This window comes from Pseudomonas sp. I8001 (assembly GCF_013385345.1).
GTDB lineage: Bacteria > Pseudomonadota > Gammaproteobacteria > Pseudomonadales > Pseudomonadaceae > Aquipseudomonas.
Map to the genome: position 1 here is coordinate 168251 of NZ_JACAQC010000005.1, position 24385 is coordinate 192635.

At 61.2% G+C, this 24385-nt stretch carries 20 protein-coding genes and 2 tRNA genes; 5 read left to right on the forward strand and 17 right to left on the reverse strand.

Going from position 1 to position 24385, the window contains the following annotated elements:
* Positions 1-6: 6 nt before the first annotated feature.
* The 3 genes from rpsF to rnr all read right to left on the reverse strand — a co-directional run bounded on the left by rpsF (position 7) and on the right by rnr (position 4122).
* The gene (gene rpsF / locus HX839_RS02590) at positions 7-429 is read right to left on the reverse strand and encodes a 30S ribosomal protein S6 (protein ID WP_003217491.1); all 423 of its coding nucleotides are present in this window, start codon (positions 427-429) and stop codon (positions 7-9) included.
* 307 nt (positions 430-736) lie between these two features.
* Positions 737-1492 carry a 23S rRNA (guanosine(2251)-2'-O)-methyltransferase RlmB gene (rlmB, locus tag HX839_RS02595; RefSeq protein ID WP_003217493.1) on the reverse strand — a complete coding sequence of 252 codons (756 nt, stop codon included), beginning with the start codon at positions 1490-1492 and terminating at the stop codon, positions 737-739.
* Positions 1489-4122: a ribonuclease R gene (gene rnr / locus HX839_RS02600; RefSeq protein WP_008439093.1), complete on the reverse strand. Its 2634-nt coding sequence runs from the start codon at positions 4120-4122 to the stop codon at positions 1489-1491. The genes rlmB and rnr overlap by 4 nt, the downstream gene beginning before the upstream one ends.
* Before the next feature lie 224 nt (positions 4123-4346).
* Between rnr and HX839_RS02605 the strand changes: the two genes are divergently transcribed.
* The 4 genes from HX839_RS02605 (at position 4347) to HX839_RS02620 (ending at position 7429) form a co-directional block, all read left to right on the forward strand.
* Positions 4347-4433: transfer RNA gene (locus HX839_RS02605), tRNA-Leu, on the forward strand.
* Positions 4434-4606: 173 nt separating this feature from the next.
* Positions 4607-4693: transfer RNA gene (locus tag HX839_RS02610), tRNA-Leu, on the forward strand.
* Between the two features lie 145 nt (positions 4694-4838).
* The gene (locus HX839_RS02615) at positions 4839-5864 is read left to right on the forward strand and encodes an extracellular solute-binding protein (protein ID WP_008439094.1); all 1026 of its coding nucleotides are present in this window, start codon (positions 4839-4841) and stop codon (positions 5862-5864) included.
* Positions 5864-7429: an iron ABC transporter permease gene (locus HX839_RS02620; RefSeq protein WP_003217500.1), complete on the forward strand. Its 1566-nt coding sequence runs from the start codon at positions 5864-5866 to the stop codon at positions 7427-7429. Before HX839_RS02615 ends, HX839_RS02620 begins: the two co-directional genes overlap by 1 nt.
* A 108-nt stretch (positions 7430-7537) precedes the next feature.
* Here the strand turns inward: HX839_RS02620 and HX839_RS02625 are convergent, their stop codons facing one another.
* From HX839_RS02625 to HX839_RS02680, 12 genes are all read right to left on the reverse strand, one after another.
* Positions 7538-9472, reverse strand: a complete 1935-nt coding sequence (locus HX839_RS02625) for a methyl-accepting chemotaxis protein (protein ID WP_008439098.1) — start codon at positions 9470-9472, stop codon at positions 7538-7540.
* 139 nt (positions 9473-9611) lie between these two features.
* Positions 9612-10901 carry an adenylosuccinate synthase gene (locus tag HX839_RS02630; RefSeq protein WP_003217505.1) on the reverse strand — a complete coding sequence of 430 codons (1290 nt, stop codon included), beginning with the start codon at positions 10899-10901 and terminating at the stop codon, positions 9612-9614.
* Between the two features lie 54 nt (positions 10902-10955).
* A complete protein-coding gene (locus HX839_RS02635) occupies positions 10956-12143 on the reverse strand; it encodes an ATP phosphoribosyltransferase regulatory subunit (RefSeq protein WP_003217507.1) in 1188 nt (395 codons plus the stop codon).
* Positions 12144-12444: 301 nt separating this feature from the next.
* Positions 12445-13311 (reverse strand): protease modulator HflC, encoded by an 867-nt coding sequence (gene hflC / locus HX839_RS02640; protein ID WP_003217510.1) that lies wholly within the window; start codon positions 13309-13311, stop codon positions 12445-12447.
* Positions 13311-14486, reverse strand: coding sequence for an FtsH protease activity modulator HflK (hflK, locus tag HX839_RS02645; protein ID WP_087692480.1), 1176 nt, complete (start codon positions 14484-14486; stop codon positions 13311-13313). The genes hflC and hflK overlap by 1 nt, the downstream gene beginning before the upstream one ends.
* 96 nt (positions 14487-14582) lie before the next feature.
* Complete coding sequence (gene hflX, locus HX839_RS02650; protein ID WP_003217514.1) at positions 14583-15884, reverse strand: ribosome rescue GTPase HflX; 1302 nt, start codon at positions 15882-15884, stop codon at positions 14583-14585.
* A 12-nt stretch (positions 15885-15896) separates the two neighbouring features.
* Positions 15897-16160 carry an RNA chaperone Hfq gene (hfq, locus tag HX839_RS02655; protein ID WP_003217515.1) on the reverse strand — a complete coding sequence of 88 codons (264 nt, stop codon included), beginning with the start codon at positions 16158-16160 and terminating at the stop codon, positions 15897-15899.
* A 93-nt stretch (positions 16161-16253) separates the two neighbouring features.
* Positions 16254-17225 carry a tRNA (adenosine(37)-N6)-dimethylallyltransferase MiaA gene (gene miaA, locus HX839_RS02660; protein ID WP_003217518.1) on the reverse strand — a complete coding sequence of 324 codons (972 nt, stop codon included), beginning with the start codon at positions 17223-17225 and terminating at the stop codon, positions 16254-16256.
* The gene (gene mutL, locus HX839_RS02665) at positions 17225-19123 is read right to left on the reverse strand and encodes a DNA mismatch repair endonuclease MutL (protein WP_177066727.1); all 1899 of its coding nucleotides are present in this window, start codon (positions 19121-19123) and stop codon (positions 17225-17227) included. The genes miaA and mutL overlap by 1 nt, the downstream gene beginning before the upstream one ends.
* Positions 19124-19137: 14 nt before the next feature.
* Positions 19138-20571 carry an N-acetylmuramoyl-L-alanine amidase gene (locus tag HX839_RS02670; protein ID WP_202948682.1) on the reverse strand — a complete coding sequence of 478 codons (1434 nt, stop codon included), beginning with the start codon at positions 20569-20571 and terminating at the stop codon, positions 19138-19140.
* Between the two features lie 3 nt (positions 20572-20574).
* Positions 20575-21045: a tRNA (adenosine(37)-N6)-threonylcarbamoyltransferase complex ATPase subunit type 1 TsaE gene (gene tsaE, locus HX839_RS02675; RefSeq protein WP_177066696.1), complete on the reverse strand. Its 471-nt coding sequence runs from the start codon at positions 21043-21045 to the stop codon at positions 20575-20577.
* Positions 21033-21893 carry an NAD(P)H-hydrate dehydratase gene (locus HX839_RS02680; protein ID WP_177066697.1) on the reverse strand — a complete coding sequence of 287 codons (861 nt, stop codon included), beginning with the start codon at positions 21891-21893 and terminating at the stop codon, positions 21033-21035. The genes tsaE and HX839_RS02680 overlap by 13 nt, the downstream gene beginning before the upstream one ends.
* 62 nt (positions 21894-21955) lie before the next feature.
* Between HX839_RS02680 and queG the strand changes: the two genes are divergently transcribed.
* On the forward strand, positions 21956-23038 hold the full coding sequence (gene queG / locus HX839_RS02685; protein ID WP_003217527.1) for a tRNA epoxyqueuosine(34) reductase QueG: 1083 nt from the start codon (positions 21956-21958) through the stop codon (positions 23036-23038).
* Here the strand turns inward: queG and HX839_RS02690 are convergent.
* Together HX839_RS02690 and orn are read right to left on the reverse strand one after the other, a co-directional pair.
* Positions 23017-23634 carry a trimeric intracellular cation channel family protein gene (locus HX839_RS02690; RefSeq protein WP_172834585.1) on the reverse strand — a complete coding sequence of 206 codons (618 nt, stop codon included), beginning with the start codon at positions 23632-23634 and terminating at the stop codon, positions 23017-23019. The two genes, queG and HX839_RS02690, sit on opposite strands and share 22 nt — an antisense overlap.
* Before the next feature lie 198 nt (positions 23635-23832).
* Complete coding sequence (gene orn / locus HX839_RS02695) at positions 23833-24375, reverse strand: oligoribonuclease (protein WP_003217529.1); 543 nt, start codon at positions 24373-24375, stop codon at positions 23833-23835.
* Positions 24376-24385 lie beyond the last annotated feature (10 nt).

A 24385-nucleotide genomic window follows, 5' to 3' on the forward strand; every position in this document is an offset into this window, starting at 1 on the left:
CGTGGATTACTCGTCAGCGTTATCGCTGTTGTCGCTGTCATCACTATCAGCGCTTTCAGCGCCTTCGTGCTCAGGACGGTCGCGACGCTCACGGCGCTCACTGCGGTTTTCTTCAGCCTTGAGCATCTCGGATTGGCCGGTAACGGCTTCTTCGCGACGGATGACCAGGTTACGGATCACTGCATCGTTGTAGCGGAAGTTGTCTTCCAGCTCGGCCAGGGCCTTGCCAGTGCACTCAACGTTCAGCATCACGTAGTGAGCCTTGTGAACATTGTTGATTGCGTAGGCCAGTTGACGACGGCCCCAATCTTCCAGACGGTGGATTTTGCCGCCGTCTTCTTCGATCAGCTTGGTGTAACGCTCTACCATGCCGCCGACTTGCTCGCTTTGATCCGGGTGGACCAAAAAGATGATTTCGTAATGACGCATGAATGCTCCTTACGGGTTGTAGCCTGCCGCTCAAAAACGGTCAGACAAGGAGTGAATGACACTTATGGATCTTGCCGAAGGGAGGCACATGCGTGCCTGCCATGAAGGCAAGGGGCGCAATTGTAGAGAAGGGGGAGAAAGGGTGCAAGGTGATTGGTGATTATTTGAACAGCCCCCATACACCACAAAAACAAATGTGGGAGGGGGCTTGCTCCCGAAAGCGATGTGCCAGTCACCAAATGCACTGACTGATACACCGTATTCGGGAGCAAGCCCCCTCCCACATTTTGACCTGCGCCAGACTTGGTTATTTCTTGGCTTTAGCCTTGGCGCCGCGCTGGCGCTGGGCTTCGAACAGGCAGACGCCCGTTGCGACTGAAACGTTGAGGCTGCTGACGCTACCGGCCATCGGCAGGTGCACCAGGTAATCGCAATGCTCGCGGGTCAGGCGGCGCATGCCCTTGCCTTCGGCACCCATGATCAGGATGGTCGGGCCGGTGAGGTCCTGGTCATAAATGCTGACCTCGGCCTCCCCCGCCGTACCCACGACCCACAGACCGCGCTGCTGGAGTTTCTCCAGGGTGCGCGCCAGGTTGGTCACGGCCACCAGCGGAATCACTTCCGCCGCACCGCAGGCGACTTTACGCACTACAGGCGTCAAGGTTGCCGACTTGTCTTTAGGCACGATCACCGCCAACGCACCGGCAGCATCCGCCGAACGCAGGCAGGCGCCGAGGTTGTGCGGATCGGTCACGCCGTCGAGCACCAGCAACAGCGGTGCGCCTTCGGTGCGGTCGAGCAGCTCGTCGAGCATCGCTTCGCCCCAGACCTGGCTTGGACTGACGTCGGCTACCACGCCCTGGTGAACGCCTTCGACCCAGACGTCCATCTCGCGCCGCTCGGCCTGGCCGATGGCAACTTTGTTCTGATTGGCCAGTTCGACCAGCGCTTGAACACGCGGCTCACTGCGGCCTTCTGCCAACCACACCTGCTTGACGCGTTTCGGGTGGTGACGCAGCAATGCTTCTACGGCGTGTACGCCGTAGATTTTTTCCAGACTCATGACTTGGCCTTAGGTTTGCGCGACCCGCCGCTTTTCGCGGGGGCCGAACCCGCTTTTGGCGGGCCTTTACGGTGTTTACTCGGCTTGCTCGACGGCTTTTCCGCCTCGCGGGACTTTCCCCCAGACGCCGCTTTACCACCGCTTTTGGCTTCGTTGAGCAACTGCTGCTTCAACTCGCGGCTCTTGCGCAGCTCGGCGTTTTTCGCCGCGGCATCGCTAGGGCGGTAGGCTTCGGGGGCCTTGTCCTTGGCAGACGAACGACGCGCAGGCTTGGCTGGCGCAGGCTCGGCGACCGCTGCTTTCGCAGGAGCGCCTTTGCCTTTGCTGGCCGGGGCTGCAGTTTCGCCGCCACGTTTTTTACGGCCAGTCGGTTCAGCCGGCTTGTCAGGCATACCGAAATCGATCTTGCGCTCGTCGAGGTCGACGCGCATGACCTGCACTTCCACGGTATCGCCCAGACGGAAGCTGCGACCGGTGCGCTCGCCCGCCAGGCGGTGATGCACAGGGTCGAAGTGGTAGTAGTCGCCCGGCAAGGCGGTGACATGCACCAGGCCCTCGACGTAGATGTCGGTCAGCTCGACGAACAAACCAAAACCGGTCACGGCAGTGATCACGCCCGGGAACGACTCGCCCACGCGGTCTTTCATGAACTCGCACTTGAGCCAGTTCACTACGTCGCGGGTGGCTTCGTCGGCACGGCGCTCGCTCATGGAGCACTGCTCGCCCAACTGTTCCAGGGCCGCTTCGTCGTACGGATAGATCCGTGCCTTCGGAATGGTCATGGCACCAGCACGCTTGACGTGCGGGGTGTTCTGCTTGGAATGGATCACGCTGCGGATCGCCCGGTGCGTGAGCAAGTCCGGGTAACGACGAATCGGCGAGGTGAAGTGGGTGTACGCTTCGTAATTCAGGCCGAAGTGGCCCTGGTTATCGGCGCTGTACACCGCCTGGCTCAGGGAGCGCAGCATGACGGTCTGGATCACGTGGTAATCCGGACGGTCCTTGATGCTCGCGAGCAGAGCCTGGTAGTCCTTCGGCGTCGGGCCGTCCTTGCCTTTGTGCAGGGACAGGCCGAGCTCACCGAGGAACGCGCGCAGCTTCTCCAGACGCTCCGGCGGCGGGCCGTCGTGCACCCGGTACAACGCAGGAATCTCGTGCTTTTTGAGGAATTCTGCGGTGGCCACGTTGGCCGCCAGCATGCACTCCTCGATCAGCTTGTGAGCATCGTTGCGCGTGGTCGGGGTGATCGCGGCGATCTTGCGCTCGGAACCGAAGACAATCCGGGTTTCCTGAGTTTCAAAGTCGATCGCGCCACGCACGTGACGAGCGCCCAACAGCACCTTGTACAGCGCGTAGAGCTGCTTGAGATGCGGCACGACATGCCCGTACTCACCGCGCAGGGCCTTGGCTTCGCTGGTTTTCGGCTGTTCCAGGATGGTGCTGACCTTGTTGTAGGTCAGGCGCGCCTGGGAGTGAATCACCGCTTCGTAGAACTGGTAGTCGGTCATTTCGCCGGTTTTCGAGATGGTCATCTCGCACACCATGGCCAAACGGTCGACTTTCGGGTTCAGGGAGCACAGGCCGTTGGACAGCTGCTCAGGCAGCATCGGGATGACGCGCTCGGGGAAGTACACCGAGTTGCCGCGCACCTGGGCTTCGTTGTCCAGGGCCGAACCGATCTTCACGTAGCTGGACACGTCGGCAATCGCGACGAACAACTTCCAGCCGCCGGAGAACAGGCGCAGTTTGCCAGGCTTGGCTTCGCAGTAGACCGCATCGTCGAAGTCGCGGGCATCTTCGCCGTCAATGGTGACGAACGGCAGATGACGCAGGTCGATGCGCTTCTCTTTGTCTTTTTCTTCGACTTCCGGCTTGAGCTTGGCGGCTTCTTTGAGCACAGCCTCAGGCCAGACGTGAGGGATATCGTAGGTGCGCAGCGCAACATCGATCTCCATGCCCGGCGCCATGTAGTTGCCGACCACTTCAACGATATCGCCCTGTGGCTGGAAGCGCGCAGTGGGCCAGTGGGTGATTTTCACCTCGACGAACTGGCCCACTTTGGCGGCGCCGTTGCGCCCCGGAGTGATCAGCACTTCCTGCTGGACCTTGGGGTTATCCGGCACCACGAAACCGATGCCGCCTTCTTCGAAGTAACGGCCGACGATGGACTCGTGGGCACGGGACACCACTTCGACGATCACGCCTTCACGGCGACCGCGACGGTCGAGGCCGGAAACGCGGGCCAGGGCACGGTCGCCATCGAACACCAGGCGCATTTGCGCCGGGCTCATGAACAGGTCGTCGCTGCCATCGTCCGGGATCAGGAAGCCGAAACCGTCACGGTGGCCGGCGATGCGGCCGAGGATCAGGTCGAGCTTGTCCACCGGCGCGTAGGTGCCGCGGCGGGTGTAGATCAACTGGGCATCGCGCTCCATGGCGCGCAGGCGACGACGCAGGGCCTCGAGTTGGTCTTCGGTGGTCAGACCGAACTCTTCAACCAGCTGCTCGCGGCTAGCAGGCGAACCCCGATCGGCGAGGTGCGCCAGGATCAGTTCGCGGCTAGGAATAGGGTTTTCATATTTTTCCGCTTCACGAGCGGCCTCGGGATCGAGGGACTGCCAATCGGCCATTAGAGAGTTTTCACCTTGTCTATATGCGGGTTAGTTTGGCATACGCGTATTGAAACGGGAAATTTCAGGTGTCAACAAGCCCGTAAAAGCACTTTGTAGCCCTTGGAATGCACCTTGCGCGACCGTCGGCGAAATATTCCAGACTTTTTTCATGGCAGGGCTTTACAGCTCAAAATAGCCTCCGTATAGTGCGCGCCATCGACGACGGCAACGTTGTTGATGCTGCCCAGGTGGTGAAATTGGTAGACACGCCAGCTTCAGGTGCTGGTGATCGCAAGGTCGTGGAAGTTCGAGTCTTCTCCTGGGCACCAATTTCAAACTCAAGGTTATGCCTTGAGTCTCCAAAAACCCGCGAAAGCGGGTTTTTGCGTTTCAGGCCTTTGATTTTTAAAGAGAATCTTGATTTATATTTTTGAATCAGGGGTTTACAGATCAAAAAGCCCTCCGTATAGTTCGCTCCATCAACAGCGCAAGCGTTGATAATGCCCAGGTGGTGAAATTGGTAGACACGCCAGCTTCAGGTGCTGGTGATCGCAAGGTCGTGGAAGTTCGAGTCTTCTCCTGGGCACCAAATTCAGATCAAACCCGCGAAAGCGGGTTTTTTCGTTTCCGGGGTTTGAAAACCTGACCGGTGATTTCCCCCCTCGTCCGCACTTGAGAAGTTTTATCGTTTATCCTTGTAAGGATTTGTTGCACTCAAGTGAGGAAAACCCCGGATGATGATCCGCGATACCCGTCTCAAGACATCCCTTCTGCGTGGCCTGACCATCACTCTGCTCGGCCTGACCCTGCTCTCGCCCGCCGCCTATTCTGCCGATAAGGTTGCACTGACCTTGTACAACGGCCAACACAAGGAGGTCGGCGATGAACTTGCCAAGGCCTTCGAAGCCAAGACCGGCATCCACGTCAATGTGCGCAAGGGCAGCAGCAACCAGCTGGCCAGCCAGGTCGTCGAAGAAGGTGACCGCTCCCCTGCCGACGTGATCTACACCGAAGAATCGCCGCCGCTGAATAAACTCGGCGAGCAAGGCCTGCTGGCAACCATCGACGCCAGCACCCTCGACGTCCTGCCGAAGGAATACGTGGCCGCCAACGGCGCCTGGATGGGCGTGACCGCACGCACCCGCGTCGTGGCCTTCAACCCGAAACTGATCGCCGAGAAAGACCTGCCCAAGTCGGTACTGGATTTCGCCGGGCCCGAGTGGCAAGGCAAGGTCGGTTTCGTGCCCACCAGCGGCGCGTTCCAGGAACAAGCCGTAGCGATCATCAAGCTGCACGGTCGCGAAGCGGCTGAAGAGTGGCTGACCGGCCTGCGCGCTTTCGGCAAGGTCTACAGCAACAACATGGTTGCGCTCAAGGCCGTGGAAAATGGCGAAGTCGCCACTGTCTTGGTGAACAACTACTACTGGTTCGCCCTGAAGAAAGAAAAAACCAACCTGGATTCGCAGCTGCACTACTTCACCAACGGCGATGCCGGTGGCCTGATCACCGTGTCTGCCGCGGCTGCACTGAAATCCAGCAAGCATCCAAAGGAAGCCCAGCAACTGCTGGCATTCATGGCCAGCGAAGAAGGCCAGCGGGTGATCACCAACACTTCCGCCGAATACCCGCTGCGCAAGGGCATGGAATCCAACCGCGGCCTCAAGCCTTTCAGCGAGCTGCAACCGCCGAAAGTCACCCCTGCCGACCTGGGCAACGCCGAAGAAGCCCTGGAACTGGAACGTGACGTTGGCTTGAACTGATGAACCCATCGCTCCCCGCCCCCGCCTTGCGCGGGGGTTTTACGCCGAGACGCAAACGCCCTTCGATCTGGTTGCTGCTACCAGTCCTGCTGCTGGTAGGCCTGAGCCTGTTGCCGCTGGCGTATGTCGGCCTCAAGGCCTGGCAGGCAGGATGGGCCGAAGCGGTGCATTTGCTGTGGCGGCCCTATGTATTCGGGTTGCTGCGCAACACCCTGGCGCTGATGGTCGGCGTCACCGTGGCCTGCGGCGTGATCGGCTTGTCCCTGGCCTGGCTGCTGGAACGCAGCAACCTGCCGGGGCGGCGGATCTGGGGAGTGATCCTGTGCCTGCCGTTCGCGGTGCCGGCGTTTGTCAGCAGCTTTACCTGGGTTTCGTTAAGCGCCAACTTTGAAGGGTTGGGCGGAGCGATCCTGGTGATGACCCTGTCCAAATACCCACTGGTGTTTCTGCCGGTGGCGGCAACCCTGCGCAATCTTGATCCATCCCTGGAAGAATCGGCCCGCACCCTCGGACTGAATCGCTGGGGCGTATTCTTTCGCATCACCTTGCCACTGCTGTGGCCGTCGCTGCTGGCCGGGGCACTGTTGATTGCCCTGCATATGCTGGTGGAGTTCGGCGCGCTGTCGATCATCGGCTTGCAGACGTTTACCACCGCGATCTACCAGCAATTCGAGCTGGAGTTCAGCAACGCCAATGCGGCGATGCTCTCGGCGGTGCTGCTGGTGATGTGCCTGACGCTGCTCTGGCTGGAGCTGCGGGTGCGCGGCAAGGGCCGACACGTGCGTACCGGCCAGGGCGCGGCGCGGCATGCCGAACAGGTTCGACTCGGCAAATGGGCGGCGCTGGGGCAGCTGTATTGCCTGCTCCTGGCGATCATCGGCAGCGGCATTCCACTGGGCATGCTCGGTTACTGGCTGGCAGTGGGCAGTTCGGCGGCATTTCCGATAGCCGAGATCAGCGAGGCGCTGCTTTCTTCGTTGGCGCTGTCCCTGGGCGGCGCCGCGCTTTGCCTGTTGTTTGCCGTGCCCGTGGGCTTGCTGGTGGTGCGCTACAAGGGCCAGCTCGCACTGTGGGCCGAGCGTCTGCCGTACCTGCTGCACGCCCTGCCCGGCCTGGTGATTGCGCTGACACTGGTGTATTTCGCCCTGCATTACGTGCCGGCGCTGTATCAGACGTCGGCGCTGTTGCTGATCGCTTATGCGCTGCTGTTTTTGCCCCTGGCCCAGGCGCCGATCCGCACGGCGCTGAACAAGGCAGCACCACAGCTGGAAGAGGCGGCGAGAACGCTGGGCGCGTCGTCGTTCAGTGCGTTTTGCCGGGTGACGCTGCCGATTATTTTCCCGGCATTGGGGGCGGCGTTTGCGCTGGTATTCCTGGATGCAATGAAGGAATTGACGGCGACGTTGCTGCTTAGCCCTACCGGGCTGAACACCTTGGCAACTGCCGTGTGGGCGCACACCTCGAATGTGGAATTCGCGGCAGCGGCGCCCTATGCGGCATTGTTGATTTTGGTGTCGGGACTGCCGGTGTATCTGCTTACGACGCGGATGTACCTGAGCCGCTGAAATAGCTTTCGCGAGCAAGCCCGCTCCCACATTTGCTCGCATTCCAGAAGTGGAACTCGGTCGAATGTGGGAGCGGGCTTGCTCGCGAAAGGGCCGCACCAGGCGACATCAAGCCCGGAACTGCCCCAGGCTCGCCTTCAACTGCGCCGCCAGCCCATCCAGCACCTTGCCACTGGCGGTGGTCTCTACCACCGCCTGAGCGGCCCGCTCTGCCTGGGCATGGATGATTTCCACCCGCCCACGCACCGCATGCGCACCCTGCGCCTGATGCTCAGCCGCCCGCGTCGCCAGGCCAATCGCTGCATGCACCTGCTCCACCGAGGCCTGCACCGACTGCTGCAGGCGCACGCTGTCGCGTAATACCAGCAAACCTTCGCTGGCCTGGCGCCCGGCCTTGCCGATGGTTTCCACAGCCTCACGGGCGCCTTGCTGCAAGGCCACGATGTGGGCCTGGATGTCGCCGGTAGAACTCTGGGTTTTACTGGCCAGGGCGCGAACCTCGTCCGCCACCACCGCAAAGCCGCGCCCGGTCTCACCGGCTCGCGCCGCCTCAATAGCCGCGTTGAGCGCCAGCAGGTTGGTTTGCTCGGCAATCCCGTGGATCACCGTTAACACCACCTCGATCTGCTCGCTCTGCTGCGCCAGCCGCTCGATCACCTTGGAACCGGCCTGCACCTGCCCCGCCAACGCCTCGATCAAGCTGCCGACTTCGGCTGAAGTGCGGGAATTTTCATCAGTCGCCTGGCGAATATCCACCACCTGCTGCAAGGCCGCCTGCATCGCATGGCTTTCCGCCTGGGCCTCATCCGCCATTTGCGACAGCGCCCGCAGGCTTTCGGCAACCTCATCACGCTGCAAGCCGGCGGCCGCATCGGCACCCGCATTGCGCAGGGTCATCGCGCCGATTTCCACACCGGTACGCTGGGCCACATCACCGGCTTCACGCACGATCGGCTGCAACTTATCCACAAAGCGATTGACCGCCGAGGCCATGTCGCCGATTTCGTCCCGGCTGTTGATCTGCACACGCTTGGTCAGGTCGCCCTCGCCTGCCGCCAGATCGTCCATCGCTGCAATCAGCAGCTTCAGGCGATTGACCACCCGACGGCCGAGCACTACAGCAATCAACAGCAATACACCAAAACCTACCACCGCCAGGCCCATGCCGATGCGCCAGCGCAAGGTGCCCGCCGCCTCTTGCACGGCGCTGGTGGTATTGGCGGTCATCTGGGTGGCGGTGGCTTGCGCCGACTGCAAACGCGCGCCCATGGCCGCCGCGCTGTCAGCCGCGGCACCCTTGAGGCTGTCGCCCACCAACTGGTCACCGCTGGCAATCAGTGCAGCAAAACGCTTGTCCAGCGCGGCCAGGTCAGCCTCGACCGAGGCAGTCGAAACCCCCATGCGGACCTTGCCGATCTCTACGCCATTGGGGCTGATGGACGCTTCGACGTAGAACACCGAGGGATCATTCTTCGCCGCATCCAGCACTTTATCCAGGGCACGTTCGCCCTTGCCCTTTTCCAGCAGCGCCTGGTTGATCGGGTTTTCACGATTGAGGTAACGGGTCAGGTGCTCACCAGCCGCGTCGTCATACACCACAAACAACACGTTGGGATTGCGCTGGGCTCTGCGGGCAAACTCAGACAGCGTCGGCACGTCGCTGTCCCACATGGCGCGCGGCGCCACCGAGGCGAGCAGTTGCGCCATGTCATTGGCAGAGTCCTGCAGGTCTTTTTCCAGGGTCGCACGCAGTTGCTTCTGCTCTTCCTGCAGGCGCGTGGAAAGCCCCGCCGTCAGACGCTGGCGCGTGCTGGAAGACAGACTGTCCAGGCTGGATGTCACTTCCTTGCCGGCTTGCGCCAACTCGCCGGACAGTTTCTGGCTGTCGACGCCCAGGCGATTGCCCAAATCAGCTTCCAATGCAGTGACGGTGCTTCGCGTCAGGGCGACGGCCACCAGTACCTGCACCAAAAGAGCGATACCTAGGGTAACGAACACCGGCCGCAACAGCCGGCTTTGTAACAATGAGAGAACGGCAGACACTGGGAATCCCTCCACCACGGGTGCCATTAATTTGATAGCACCGCGAAAGAAAGAACCATAGCAAGGGTCGTGCCGTTTACCAGGCGGAAACGACAAAGGGCTCCCGAAGGAGCCCTTTGCTTTTTACATCAACAGCTTATTAAGCGAACGGGTGACGCAGAACGATGGTCTCGTTGCGGTCCGGGCCCGTCGAAATAATGTCGATCGGCGCACCGATCAGCTCTTCAACGCGCTTGATGTAAGCGCGGGCGTTGGCTGGCAGTTCTTCCAGGGTTTTGGCGCCCACGGTCGATTCGGTCCAGCCTGGCACTTCTTCGTACACAGGCTGCAGGCCTACGTAGCTGTCCGCGTCAGTCGGGGCAACGTCCTTGCCTTCCGCATCCTTGTAGCCGATGCAGATGTTGATGGTTTCCAGGCCGTCGAGTACGTCCAGCTTGGTCAGGCAGATGCCCGAGATGCTGTTCACATCGATAGCGCGACGCAGGATAACGGCGTCGAACCAGCCACAACGACGGGCACGGCCGGTCGTCGCGCCGAACTCGTGGCCTTGTTTGGCCAGGTGCGCGCCGACGTCGTCGAACAGTTCAGTCGGGAATGGACCCGAACCTACACGCGTGGTGTATGCCTTGGTGATGCCGAGGATGTAGTCCAGGAACATCGGGCCAACGCCCGAACCCGTCGCAACGCCGCCAGCGGTGGTGTTGGAGCTGGTGACGTACGGATAGGTGCCGTGGTCGATGTCCAGCAACGAGCCCTGGGCGCCTTCGAACATGATGTCTTTGCCGGCGCGACGCAGGTCGTGCAGCTCGGCAGTCACGTCCAGCATCAGCGGCTTGAGCAGCTCGGCGTATTCCTTGCACTCGGCCAGGGTCTTTTCAAACTCGATGGCCGGCTCTTTGTAGTAACCCACCAGCATGAAGTTGTGGTAATCCACCAGTTCACGCAGCTTGTCTTCAAAGCGCGGCATGTTGAGCAGGTCGCCCACACGCAGGCCACGACGTGCAACCTTGTCTTCGTAGGCCGGGCCGATGCCGCGACCGGTCGTGCCGATCTTCAGCTCGCCACGGGCCTTTTCACGGGCCTGGTCCAGCGCAACGTGGAAGGACAGGATCAGCGGGCAGGAAGGGCTGATACGCAGGCGCTCGCGCACTGGCACGCCTTTCTCTTCCAGCTTGGTGATCTCGCGCAACAGGGCGTCAGGTGCAACCACCACGCCGTTGCCGATCAGGCACTGCACGCCTTCGCGCAGTACACCCGACGGGATCAGGTGCAAGACGGTTTTTTCGCCATCGATGACCAGGGTGTGGCCAGCGTTGTGGCCACCTTGGTAGCGCACTACGGCGGCAGCATGTTCGGTCAGCAGATCAACGATCTTGCCTTTGCCCTCATCACCCCATTGGGTGCCCAGGACTACGACATTCTTACCCATAACACTTGTCCTCATTCGCGCAAACTTGGTGCCGGCAGTGGCCGGCAGGAAAACTCAAGAAGCCAGTGGCGATACTTGCCAAAGCCCGTTCTGCTGAATCAATTGCCGGTCGCAGTCCGCTTCACGGGCGGCGGCCAATGGCTGCCCAGGCAAGGCCTGGACCACACGCTGACCCTCACTGCGCAACTGGCAAACCTGCTGCCAGAGTGCTGCGTCCGTACTGTCGGGCATCCAGATACCGCCAGACGGCAGTTCGACCTCAGCACGCCCCAGGGTCACCAGGGTCTTCAAATCGGTGGAAAAACCGGTCGCCGGACGAGCGCGACCGAAGTCGGCGCCGATATCGTCGTAACGACCGCCCTGGGCGATGGCCTGGCCAACACCCGGGACAAACACCGCGAACACCACACCGGTGTGGTAGTGGTAGCCGCGCAACTCACCCAAATCAAAATACAGCGGCAACTGCGGGAAGCGCGCAGACAACTGCTCGGCAATCGCCAGCACATCGTCCAGGGCCGCCAATACATCAGCCGGCGCATTCGCCAGGCGATCACGGGCGGCGGTCAGTACTTCACGGCCGCCACACAGATCCACCAGCGCACGCAGCATGCCGGCCAGGTCGGCAGGCACGCCCGCCGTCAGGGCAATCACTTCATCGATGGCCTTGCGCTGCAAGGCATCGAACAACTGTTGTTCCACTTCACCCGACAAGCCGGCCGCACGGGCCAGGCCGCGGTAGATACCGACATGCCCAAGGTCCATGTGCACATCCGGCACATCGGCCAGCTGCAACATGGCCAGCATCAGGCTGATGACTTCCACGTCGCTGCTCGGGCTGGCATCACCGTACAACTCGGCGCCCAACTGGATCGGGCTGCGGGACGACGACAACGCACGCGGTTGCGCATGCAGCACGCTGCCGGCGTAGCACAGGCGGCTTGGCCCTTCGCGACGCAGGGTGTGCGCATCAATGCGCGCTACTTGCGGCGTGATGTCGGCACGAAAGCCCATTTGCCGGCCCGATTGCGGGTCGATGACCTTGAAGGTGCGCAGATCCAGGTCCTGGCCCGCGCCGGTCAGCAGGGATTCCAGGTACTCGATATGCGGAGTCACGACAAACTCGTAACCCCAGCTCTGGAACAGATCCAACACCTGGCGGCGCGCGATTTCAATGCGCGCAGCTTCTGGTGGCAGTACTTCTTCGATGCCATCTGGCAGCAGCCAGCGGTCTACCGTTGCCATTACGCCATTCCCCTATGATCCGGGCGGCCAGCCCTCGGGCGAGCCTTGAGTGAAGCAGAAAATACCCGGCCCCTGCATAAACCACGCGCAAGAGCGACGTGACGAACGACCAACAATCGGCCTCGTCGGGCACTTTCCTCGAAAAACCTGTGGCGCCTGCGGAGCAAAACCACAATCAAACATGCAGACGCAAAAAAGCCGGGAATTTCCCGGCTGCCGCATCATACACCCGTTTTCTGAAAGGATCACCCCGCCCGGCATTTTAGCCGCCCGACGGAGCGATTCTCAGACTACATGCGGGTTACTTGGACTTTTCCAGGTAGCGGAAGAAATCGCTACTTGGGTCCAGCACCATGACGTCGGTTTTGTTCGCAAAGCTTTCACGGTAGGCGCGCAGGCTACGGTAGAACGCGTAGAACTCCTGGTCCTGGCCATAGGCCTTGGCGTAGATCGAAGCGGCTTGAGCATCACCATCACCACGGGCCTCTTCAGACTCGCGATAGGCTTCAGCCAACAGTACGCGACGCTGACGGTCGGCATCCGCGCGGATCCCTTCTGCCAGTTCGTTACCCTTGGCGCGGTGCTCACGAGCCTCGCGCTCACGCTCGGTGCTCATACGCTCGAACACGCTGCGGTTCACTTCCTTCGGAAGGTCGATGGCCTTGACCCGAACATCGATCACCTCGATGCCCAGCTCTTTTTCCGCCATCGCATTCAACGAACGCGTGATGTCCGCCATCAGCGCGTCACGTTCACCGGATACCACCTCGTGCAGGGTGCGCTTACCAAACTGGTCACGCAGGCCCGATTCCAGACGGCGCGACAAACGCTCGTCGGCAATCTGCTTGAGGCCGGAGGTCGCGGTGTAGAAGCGCTCGGCATCCTTGACGCGCCACTTGGCGTAGGCGTCAACCATCACAGCTTTCTTTTCCAGGGTCAGGAAGCGTTGTGTCGGTGCATCCAGGGTCATCAGGCGGCCGTCGAACTTGCGCACCTGGTTGACGTAGGGGACTTTCACATGCAGGCCCGGCTGGACATCCGCCTGGACCACGCGACCGAATTGCAGCAACACCGCGCGCTCGGTCTGAGACACGATATAGAAGCAGTTCCAGGCAGCGATGACCACGACGACGCCCACAATCAGGGCGGTCAGCGATTTATTGCTCATCAACGACTCTCCCTGGTACGTGTTTGCTGTTGCAGCAGGTCAGCGGCCGCACGGGCGCTCGCTTCGTTGGCAGCAGCATTGGAACCGGTAGCCGGTGCGCTGGTGCTGCTACGACCACCTTCGATCATCTTGTCCAGCGGCAGGTACAGCAGATTGTTCTGCCCGCCCTTGCTGCCGGTCACGAGAACCTTGCTGGTGTTGCTGAAGACTTCCTGCATGGTGTCCAGGTACAGACGCTCACGGGTGACTTCCGGTGCCTTGCGGTACTCGGCCACCAGCTTGGTGAAACGATCTGCCTCACCCTTGGCGCGGGAGACCACTTCGTCGCGGTAACCGTTGGCATCCTCAAGGATGCGCTGGGCCTGGCCACGGGCTTCCGGCACCACGCCGTTGGCGTAGGTTTCAGCCTGGTTGCGCGAACGCTGCTCGTCTTCACGGGCACGGATCACGTCATCGAAGGCTTCCTGCACTTCACGCGGTGCCGCTGCGCTCTGTACGTTGACCTGGGTCACGGTGATACCGGTGCGGTACGTGTCGAGGAACCGTTGCAGGCGCTCCTTGATTTCGCTGGCCATCAATTCACGGCCTTCAGTCAGCACCTGGTCCATTGCGGTGGAACCCACCACGTGGCGCAGGGCGCTTTCGGTCGCATGTTGCAGGCTGATCTCCGGCTGGTCGACGTTCAGCACGAAGTCCTGCAGGTTGCTGATCTTGTACTGCACGGTCAGCGGCACTTCGACGATGTTCTCGTCTTCGGTCAGCATCTGGCCCTGCTTGGTGTAGGCACGCTCACGCGTGACGTTTTCCATGTACTTCTTGTCGATCGGCGGGAAGTAGATGTTCAGGCCAGGGCCGACAGTCTCGTAGTACTTGCCGAAGCGCAGCACCACGGCTTGCTCCTGCTCGTCCACCACATAGACGGCGCTGTACAGCCAGACGGCCGCCAGCACGACGAGGCCGATGCCGAGCAGGCCGTAACCACCGCCCTTGCTCGTACGACCGCCTTCGTCACCACCACGTTTTTTTCCACCACCGAACAACCCATTCAGGCTTTCCTGCAGCTTTCGGAAGGCCTCGTCGAGATCTGGTGGCCCCTTGCGGTCGCCATTATTGCGGCGTTTACCACCCCAAGGATCCTGATTATTCGAGTTGCCACCCGGCTCATTCCAAGCCATAGCGCTCTCCATCTGATAAAGCAAAGACGCACCCACGGCGCGCCGACCAATGCTACAGAATGCCTGTCACAGCGGCACAACCGCTTTCTCAGGCTTTTATTGCAAAGTGTGTTGTTCGATGAACTCTGTCGGCACAACGCCTTCACGGCTGACCAGCCGATTCAGCTCCGAGCGCGGCAATCGAACGGCCAGCAAGCTGACACCTTCTTCGTCGTGTTCTTCTTTCTGTACCGCGCCCAGCTCGAAAAACTGTGCACGCAGTCGAGCAAAACGCTGCGGCAAGCGCAAGGTGCCGACGAACAAATCGCTGCCCAACAGCTCGGCAATGGCTTGTTCAAGCAATTCCAGGCCACTGCCATCACGCGCCGACAGCCAGACCCGCTGGGGCTTGCCGTTTTCGTCGCGCTGGATTTGTGGCTCAACGCCTTCAAGCAAATCGAGTTTGTTATAGACCTCGAGGATCGGCAAGTCCTGGGCACCAATCTCGCCCAGCACCACCATGACCTGTTCAATCTGCAACATGCGATCCGGTTCGGCCGCATCGATCACGTGCAACAGCAGGTCGGAATTGCTCGACTCTTCGAGCGTAGACCGAAATGCCTCGACCAGCTTGTGGGGCAAGTGACGAATGAAACCCACGGTATCGGCCAGGACAATCGGCCCCAGGTCGTCCAGTTCCAGACGGCGCAAGGTCGGGTCGAGGGTCGCGAACAGTTGGTCGGCCGCGTACACGTCCGATTTCGTCACGTTGTTGAAGAGTGTGGATTTGCCGGCGTTGGTATAGCCCACCAGGGAAACGGTCGGGATATCCGCACGCATACGGCCACGTCGCGATTGTTCGCGCTGGCTGCGCACCTTCTCCAGGCGGCCCTTGATCTGTCGCAGGCGCACCCGCAGCAGACGCCGGTCGGTTTCCAGCTGGGTTTCACCCGGGCCGCGCATGCCGATGCCGCCACCCTGGCGCTCAAGGTGAGTCCAGCCACGCACCAGCCGGGTGCTCATGTGGTCAAGCTGGGCCAGTTCTACCTGGAGCTTGCCTTCATGGGTACGGGCGCGTTGAGCGAAAATATCGAGAATCAGACCCGTGCGGTCGATCACGCGACACTCGAAAACTCGTTCGAGGTTACGTTCCTGACTGGGCGTGAGGATGTGATTGAAAATCACCAGATCGGCCTTTTCGGCGTGGACCAGGTCGCGCAGTTCCTCGACCTTGCCGCTGCCGATCAGGAATTTGGCGGTTGGCCGATGACGCGGCACGTTAAAAAACGCGACGGTCTCGGCGCCGGCCGAATTTGCCAACTCCTGAAACTCCTGCGGATCTTCGCGCGCCTCAGGGTCCTGTCCATCCAAGTGAACGAGGATTACTCGCTCACCACCACCGTGGCGCTCAAAGAACAAAGGAGACTCCTATCAGGCGTTACCTGGTGCAGGCTCGGCGTCACCCTGTTCTTCGGTTGCGCTAGGCAGACGAATTGGACGAACCGGCACTACGGTCGAGATAGCGTGCTTGTAAACCATTTGGCTTACGGTGTTTTTCAGCAGGATCACGAACTGGTCGAACGACTCGATCGTACCTTGCAGCTTGATACCGTTGACCAGATAGATGGAAACCCCAACTTTCTCTTTACGTAAAGTATTCAAGTAAGGGTCTTGTAGCGAATGCCCTTTTGACATGTGCCGCACTCCTTTAAGGATCAATAATAAAAATCGGAAAATAGATAGCTCATGGCCGTCACACCCCCAAGGATAGACGGCAATTGCAAGGACTCAGCTCAATATGGAGACCGTTCCCAAGTATTTCAAGGCGCGTGACAGATTGTCGCTGTCCAGGCTGTCCAGCCAGTGCAAATCGCTCCAACTGCGCAACCAGGTGAACTGACGCTTCGCCAATTGGCGCGTGGCAATGATGCCGCGCTCCTGCATTTCGGCTGACGTCAGCTTGCCATCCAGATGATCCCAGACTTGGCGGTAGCCTACAGCACGTATCGAAGGCAGCCCTGGATGCAGGTCACCTCTTGAACGCAGTGCTACGACCTCCTCCACAAACCCCTGTTCCAACATAATTGTGAATCTTTGTGCAATTCGTTCATGCAGCACCTGGCGATCCGTCGGAGCGATGGCCAGATTCGCCACAGTATAGGGCAATTGTGAGTGTCCCGAGGCGCCTGCTTCAGCACTTTGCGCAGTTTGTTTCAGCCTGTGTTCAGTCATGGTCTGGCCACTGACCCGCCAGACTTCCAACGCTCGCGTCAGGCGCTGGGGGTCATTGGGATGAATTCGCGCGGCGGAAACCGGATCCACAATGGCCAACTGATCGTGCAAGGCCTGCCAGCCAAGGCGCGCAGCCTCTTCTTCAAGTTCGGCGCGCACCTGTGGATCAGCTGGCGGCATATCAGCCAGACCTTCCTGCAAGGCCTTGTAGTAGAGCATCGTGCCGCCAACCAACAGCGGAATCTTGCCCCGCGCGGTGATATCGGCCATGGCGGCCAGCGCATCGATGCGAAAATCCGCCGCCGAATAGCTCTCGCTGGGATCAATAATGTCGATCAACCGGTGCGGATACTGGGCCAGCAGCTCTTTTGAAGGTTTGGCAGTGCCGATGTCCATGTCCCGGTAAACCAGTGCAGAGTCGACACTGATCAACTCGCACGGCAAGACCTTGGTCAGCTCGATGGCCAGGTCGGTCTTGCCGGCGGCCGTGGGGCCCATCAGGAAGATTGCGGGGGGCAAGGCACTCATCAACGGCCGCGCAAGAACAGTTTGTCGAGGTCGTCCAGGCCCATCTGGGTCCAGGTCGGGCGGCCATGGTTGCACTGGCCGCTGCGCTCGGTGTTTTCCATGTCCCGCAGCAGGCCGTTCATTTCCGGCAAGGCCAGCCGGCGGTTGGCGCGGATGGCGCCGTGACAGGCCATGGTGCCGAGCAGTTCATTGATGTGGGCCTGGATCCGGTCACTGGTGCCGTATTCCATTAGGTCCGCCAGTACGTCGGCCACCAGCCGGTTGGCCTCTGCCTGCTTGAGCAAAGCCGGAATCTGGCGGATAGCCAGGGTTTCCGGCCCCAGGCGTTGCAGCTCAAAGCCCAGCTTCTGGAACACGCTGACGTGCTCTTCGGCGCAATCCGCTTCCCGCTGGCTGACCGCCAGGGATTCCGGCACCAGCAGCGGCTGACCGCTCAGGCCTTCGCTGGCCATGGCGATCTTCAGGCGCTCGTACATGATCCGCTCGTGGGCGGCGTGCATGTCCACCAACACCAGGCCATGGGCGTTTTCCGCAAGAATATAGATACCCTTGAGCTGTGCCAGCGCGTAACCCAACGGCGGTACGTCGCCCTGGCCTTCCGGCAACGAGGCAGCGCCTGGCTCGGCGCCGGGCAGCGGCGCGAAAAACTCGCGATAGGCCGCCTGGGCCTCGGCCACCGGCACCGCCGATTGCGGACGCGGGGTGTACTGGTATTGATAACCGGCGCCGGCGCCTGAGCCTGGTGCGGTATAGCTCGGCTGGGCTTGCGGCGATTGCAGCAGGTTGGCCGCCAGGCTCATTTCGCCCTGAGGCCCGAACTCGCCGGCTTCCGGCCCTGAAGGACGGACAACAGCCGTGACAATCGGCGCCGCCAGGTGATCATCCGGCCGCACATCGCCCAAGGCGCGGTGCAGGGTGCCGTAAAGAAAGTCGTGGACCATGCGACCGTCACGGAAGCGCACTTCGTGCTTGGTCGGGTGCACGTTGACGTCGACCACCGACGGGGCGACCTCGAAAAACAGCACAAACGTCGGATGCCGCCCGTTGAACAGCACGTCGCGATACGCCTGGCGCACCGCGTGGGCCACCAGCTTGTCGCGCACCGCCCGGCCATTCACGAAGAAATACTGCATGTCCGCCTGGCTACGGGAGAAAGTCGGCAAACCCACCCAACCCCACAGTCGCAGGCCATTGCGTTCGATCTCGATCGGCAGCGCCTGCTCCAGGAACCCCGCGCCGCAGATGGCCGAGACACGCCGCGCACGGGCCGCATCATCATGGGCCTCGTGCAGGCTGAGGATGGTCTTGCCGTTGTGGCGCAGGTGGAAAGCCACATCAAACCGCGCCAGGGCCAGGCGCTTGATGACTTCCTGCAGGTGATCGAATTCGGTTTTTTCGGCCTTGAGGAATTTACGCCGGGCCGGGGTGTTGAAGAACAGGTCGCGCACTTCCACCGAGGTGCCCACCGGATGTGCCGCCGGCTGGACCCGGGGCGCCATGTCGCGGCCTTCGGTTTCAACCTGCCAGGCCTGATCGGCGTCGCGGGTGCGGGACGTCAGGGTCAGGCGAGCCACCGAGCTGATGGAAGCCAGGGCCTCACCACGAAACCCGAGGCTCATCACCCGTTCCAGGTCTTCCAGGTCGCGAATCTTGCTGGTGGCGTGACGGGCCAGGGCCAGCGGCAGGTCATCGGAGGAAATCCCGCTGCCGTCGTCGCGCACTCGCAGCAGCTTGACGCCGCCTTGCTCAACATCGACATCAATGCGCCTGGCGCCGGAGTCGATACTGTTTTCCAGCAACTCCTTGATCACCGACGCTGGCCGCTCGACCACCTCACCCGCCGCGATCTGGTTGGCGAGACGCGGGCTTAGCAGCTCGATGCGCGAGGTATTGCTCAAGACTGTTTCGCTCATTATTGCGCCGCCAGTTCAGTGCCCGGGATGGTCAACACCTGGCCGACCTTCAATTCATCGGTCTTGAGGTTGTTGGCACTGCGCAAGGTTGCCGCTGACACCTGGAAGCGCACCGCCAGCATCGCCAGGGTGTCACCCGGCTGCACGCGATGGTCACGCGGGCCCTGGGCGATTTTCCCGGAGTCACGCAGCCAGGCTATATAAGTGCCCGGCGGCGGATTCTGCTGGAAGAACTGGCGAACACCGGCGCTGATGGAGCGCGCCAACGCCTGCTGGTGGCTGGCCGAGGCCAGTTTCGAGGCTTCGTTGGAGTTGGAGATAAACCCGGTTTCCACCAGGATCGACGGAATATCCGGCGACTTGAGCACCATGAACCCGGCCTGTTCCACGCGCTGTTTGTGCAGCGAGGTGACGCGACCAATGTTGCTCAGGACTTTCTGCCCCACGTTCAGGCTGGAGGTCAGCGAGGCGGTCATCGACAGATCGAGCAATACGCCAGCGAGCATCTTGTCCTTGTCGTCGAGGGATACGTTGCCAGCCCCGCCGATCAAGTCGGAACGGTTTTCACTGTCCGCCAGCCAGCGGGCGGTCTCGGACGTAGCGCCGCGATCAGACAGGGCAAACACCGAGGCACCAAACGCCGCGGCCGAAGGTGCGGCGTCGGCGTGGATCGAGACGAACAGGTCGGCGCCCTTCTTGCGGGCGATTTCGGTACGGCCACGCAGCGGAATAAAGTAGTCGCCGGTACGGGTCAGCTCGGCGCGGTAGCCTTTCATGCCATTGATCTGGCGCTGCAGTTCGCGGGCGATGGCCAGTACTACGTCTTTTTCATGCTGGCCGCGCGAGCCCGAGGCTCCCGGGTCTTCGCCGCCGTGACCGGCATCGATAACCACAATAATGTCACGCTTGCCCGCAGGAGCCGGTGGCAACGGCGGCAATTTGACCTGGGGTTGCGACTGGTTGACCGGCACCGCAGGTATCGTCGCGACGCTTGGAGTTGGCGCAGGCGGCGGCGCGGCATCGGCGGCGTTGTCGAACAGGTCGACCACCAGCCGGTTGCCATACTGCGCGTTGGGCGCCAGCACGAAGCTTTTCGGGGTCACGGCCTTTTTCAGGTCGATGACCACCCGCAGGTCGGTCGGCGTACGCTGGGCCGAGCGCATCGCGGTAATCGGGGTATTGGCCATGGCGACCTTCAACGGCGCGGCCAGGGTCGCACCGTTGATATCAATCACCAGGCGATCAGGCGCCGTGAGGGTGAAGACGCTGTGCTGAACCGGGCCAGACAGGTCGAATACCAGTCGCGTGTTATCCGGTGCCCGCCACAGGCGAACACTTTTCACCTGTGAGGCCGCCAGTGCATTGAAAGTCATTGCCGCAAGCAACACCCCTACGACAGTAACCAACGCGCGAAAGCGCATACCTAACCCCATCAATTATTTGAATTCCAATGCCAAGGCGGCGCACCACGACTCGCCGCGCGCGCTCTGGGACAACAACTTCAGCTGACGTCCTTGCTTATGCGGGGTAATGGTAATGGTCAGGTCCGGCTTTGGCAAAAAGCCTGTGCCTTTATCTGGCCACTCGATCACGCACAAGGCGTCCTCATCGAAGTAATCACGAATGCCCATGTATTCCAGTTCTTCCGGGTCCACCAGGCGATACAGGTCGAAGTGGAACGCTCGTACGTCACCGATTTCGTAGGGTTCTACCAAGGTGAACGTAGGGCTTTTCACAGCACCCGCGTGCCCCAACCCGCGAATGATGCCCCGGGACAAGGTGGTTTTTCCGGCGCCGAGATCGCCTTCCAGAAAGATCAGCCCTGAGCCTTGAGTGACCCGGGCAATACGGTTGCCCAAGGCGACCATGGCGTCTTCATCAGGCAGGAAAAGAACTACTTCAGACACGGCGATTGCTCCTCCAGCAACTGACGAATGGCAGGAATCAGGTCACTGGCGGCCAGCCCGCGACCGTAGGTACCCTGGCGATCTCCGGCAGTGGCATGCAGCCAGACCGCCAGGCAGGCGGCATCAAATGCCGGCATGCCTTGCGCCAGCAAAGCACCGACCAGGCCGGCCAACACATCGCCAAGGCCAGCGGTTGCCATTGCAGGATGGCCCTGCTCGCAGCGGGCAACCCGACCGTCCGGGCTGGCGATCAAGCTGCCGGCGCCCTTGAGGATCGCCACCGCATTGAATTTCTGACTCAAGGCGCGCGCCACGTTAAGGCGGTCGGCCTGAACCTCGGCTGTCGAAATACCCATCAAGCGGGCCGCTTCGCCAGGATGCGGAGTGATCACGCAATTGGCCGGCAGGCTGACGCTGCCCGCCGCCAGCAGGTTCAAGGCATCGGCGTCCCAGACTTGCGGCTGCCTGGCATTGGCCGCTACCGACAGCAGGCTTTTGCCCCAGGAGGCCTCGCCCAGGCCCGGGCCGATGACGATCACGGAAATCTTTTCCAGCAGGCCCATCAATTGATTGGCCGAGTGCACGCCCACCGTCATCACTTCCGGCAACCGCGCCAGCGCCGCACCGACGTGCTCGCTACGGGTCGCCAGGGAAACCATGCCGGCACCACTGCGCAGGGCACTTTCAGCACTGAGCAAGGCGGCGCCGCCAAAACCGCGGTCGCCGCCGATCAGCAATACATGGCCGAACTGGCCTTTATGGGCGTCCGGGGAACGCGCAGCGAGTTGCGGCAATTGGCCGGGCAACAGGTGCTGAACGTCGGGTATTTCGTGTTTTGTCTGCGGCATGCGTCTTCAAGCTCCGATGTCTGGCAGAATTATACGCATCTAACCTGCGGTTTCTCTTGTTCATGCCTGCTATTACCTACGACCTGCCCGCCCTCGCCCAATCGATCAAAGACTGGGGCCGCGAGCTGGGCTTTCAACAAGTGGGCATCAGCGGCCTCGACCTCGCCGAGCATGAACAGCACCTGCAACGCTGGCTCGACGCCGGCTACCACGGCGAAATGGACTACATGGGCGCCCACGGCAGCAAGCGCTCACACCCGGAGGAGCTGGTACCCGGCACCTTGCGCGTGGTCTCACTGCGCATGGACTACTTGCCGGGCGACACCCAAATGGCCCAACTGCTGGCCAAACCCGAAAAAGCCTACATCTCCCGCTACGCCCTGGGCCGCGACTACCACAAGCTGATCCGCAAGCGCGTGCAGCAACTGGCCGACCGCATCCAGGCGCAAATCGGCCCGTTCGGCTTCCGCGCCTTTGTCGACAGCGCCCCCGTGCTGGAAAAAGCCATCGCCGAGCAGGCCGGGCTGGGCTGGATCGGCAAGAACACCCTGGTACTCAATCGCAAGGCGGGCAGTTACTTCTTCCTGAGCGAGCTGTTTGTCGACCTGCCGTTGCCGGTCGACCCACCCCACGCCACCGAACATTGTGGCCGCTGCACCGCCTGCCTGGATATCTGCCCTACCAATGCCTTCGTCGGGCCCTACGTGCTGGACGCCCGGCGCTGCATTTCCTACCTGACCATCGAGCTGAAAAGCGCGATCCCCGAAGAACTGCGCCCACTGATCGGCAATCGGGTATTCGGCTGCGATGACTGTCAGATCGTTTGCCCGTGGAATCGTTTCGCGCGGCCTACCGACGAAGGCGATTTCAAGCCACGGCACAACCTGGATAACGCAGAGCTCGCCGAGTTGTTTATGTGGGACGAGGACAAATTCCTCAGCAGCACCGAAGGTTCTCCCCTGCGCCGCGCCGGCTATGAGCGCTGGCTGCGCAACCTGGCGGTGGGCCTGGGCAATGCGCCATCAAGCATTCCGGTGCTGGAAGCGCTGAAGGCGCGTCGGGAATACCCCTCGGAACTGGTGCGCGAACATGTGGAATGGGCGCTGAACCAGCACGCCGAACGTCAGTGCACGTCGTCGTTGTAGACGAACTTGGGCATTTCCCAGTGAAAACGGATCGCCAGCAGGCGCAATAGAAAGCCGCTGAACAGCGTCAGCAGGATCGATTGCTCACTTGGCAGCTCAAGGTAGATGCACAGCATGTAGAACCAGGCGGCCAGGAACGACACGCTGGCGTACAGCTCGCGGCGGAAGATCAACGGAATGTCGTTGCAGAAGATATCCCGCAGGATGCCGCCGAATACCCCGGTGATCACACCGCTGACTGACGCCACCAGCATGCCGTGGCCCATTTCCAGGGCGGTCATGCTGCCGATCAGGGTGAAGGCCACCAGGCCCACGGCGTCCAGCGCGAGGAACAGCGAGCGCAGGTGGCGCATCAATGGAGCGATGAAGATGGTCACCAGGGCCGCGACGGAGGTCAGCACCAGGTACTCCGGGTGTTTGACCCAGGTCAGCGGGTAGTGGCCGAGCAACACGTCACGCACCGAACCGCCGCCCAGCGCCGTCACGCAGGCGATCAGCACCACACCGAACCAGTCCATCCCGCGCCGCCCGGCGGACAAGGCACCCGTCATGGCTTCGGCGGTGATGGCGATGAGGTAGAGCATCAGCAGCATGATGGCGATCCTTGCAAAGTTGTGGCGAGGGGGCTTGTCCCCCGTTGGGGTGCGAAGCAGCCCCTTTTAAAGGCAATAGAGTTTTCAGGTAGATCGGGATGTCAGATTTTAGGGCCGCTTCGCAGCCCAACGGGGGACAAGCCCCCTCGCCACAGACAAGCCCCTCGCCACAAAAGCCCGCTGGGCTCAGGTATTACCGCTTTAGAACTTGATGAAATGCTTGCGGTAATGCTGCAGCTCGGCAATCGACTCGCGAATATCGTCCAGCGCCAGGTGGGTGCTGCCCTTGTGGAAGCTGTCTTTGACTTCCGGCGCCCAGCGCGCGGCCAGCTCCTTCAAAGTCGACACGTCCAGGTTGCGGTAGTGGAAGTAGCTTTCCAGCGCCTTCATGTGGGTATAGAGAAAGCGGCGGTCCTGGCAAATGCTGTTGCCGCAGATCGGCGACTTGCCCTTGGGCACCCACTTTTCCAGGAAGGCGATGGTTTCGGCTTCAGCCTCAGCCATGCTCACGCGGCTGTCGCGCACACGCTGGGTCAGGCCCGAGTTGCCGTGGGTGCGGGTGTTCCACTCGTCCATGGTGGCCAGCACCGCGTCGCTGTGGTGAATGGCGATCACCGGACCTTCGGCCAAGGTGTTGAGGTTGCTGTCGGTGACAATGGTCGCCATCTCGATGATGACGTCGGTGTCAGGGTTCAGACCGGTCATTTCCAGATCGATCCAAATCAGGTTCTGTGGGTTTTGCATGTCGTGGTTC

Excerpts from the sequence above, each read along its gene's own strand:
- rpsF (WP_003217491.1), bottom strand. The coding sequence starts at position 429 with ATGCGTCATTACGAAATCATCTTTTTGGTCCACCCGGATCAAAGCGAG.
- rlmB (WP_003217493.1), bottom strand. The coding sequence starts at position 1,492 with ATGAGTCTGGAAAAAATCTACGGCGTACACGCCGTAGAAGCATTGCTG.
- rnr (WP_008439093.1), bottom strand. The coding sequence starts at position 4,122 with ATGGCCGATTGGCAGTCCCTCGATCCCGAGGCCGCTCGTGAAGCGGAA.
- HX839_RS02615 (WP_008439094.1), top strand. The coding sequence starts at position 4,839 with ATGATGATCCGCGATACCCGTCTCAAGACATCCCTTCTGCGTGGCCTG.
- HX839_RS02620 (WP_003217500.1), top strand. The coding sequence starts at position 5,864 with ATGAACCCATCGCTCCCCGCCCCCGCCTTGCGCGGGGGTTTTACGCCG.
- HX839_RS02630 (WP_003217505.1), bottom strand. The coding sequence starts at position 10,901 with ATGGGTAAGAATGTCGTAGTCCTGGGCACCCAATGGGGTGATGAGGGC.
- HX839_RS02635 (WP_003217507.1), bottom strand. The coding sequence starts at position 12,143 with ATGGCAACGGTAGACCGCTGGCTGCTGCCAGATGGCATCGAAGAAGTA.
- hflC (WP_003217510.1), bottom strand. The coding sequence starts at position 13,311 with ATGAGCAATAAATCGCTGACCGCCCTGATTGTGGGCGTCGTCGTGGTC.
- hflK (WP_087692480.1), bottom strand. The coding sequence starts at position 14,486 with ATGGCTTGGAATGAGCCGGGTGGCAACTCGAATAATCAGGATCCTTGG.
- hfq (WP_003217515.1), bottom strand. The coding sequence starts at position 16,160 with ATGTCAAAAGGGCATTCGCTACAAGACCCTTACTTGAATACTTTACGT.
- miaA (WP_003217518.1), bottom strand. The coding sequence starts at position 17,225 with ATGAGTGCCTTGCCCCCCGCAATCTTCCTGATGGGCCCCACGGCCGCC.
- HX839_RS02670 (WP_202948682.1), bottom strand. The coding sequence starts at position 20,571 with ATGGGGTTAGGTATGCGCTTTCGCGCGTTGGTTACTGTCGTAGGGGTG.
- HX839_RS02680 (WP_177066697.1), bottom strand. The coding sequence starts at position 21,893 with ATGCCGCAGACAAAACACGAAATACCCGACGTTCAGCACCTGTTGCCC.
- queG (WP_003217527.1), top strand. The coding sequence starts at position 21,956 with ATGCCTGCTATTACCTACGACCTGCCCGCCCTCGCCCAATCGATCAAA.
- orn (WP_003217529.1), bottom strand. The coding sequence starts at position 24,375 with ATGCAAAACCCACAGAACCTGATTTGGATCGATCTGGAAATGACCGGT.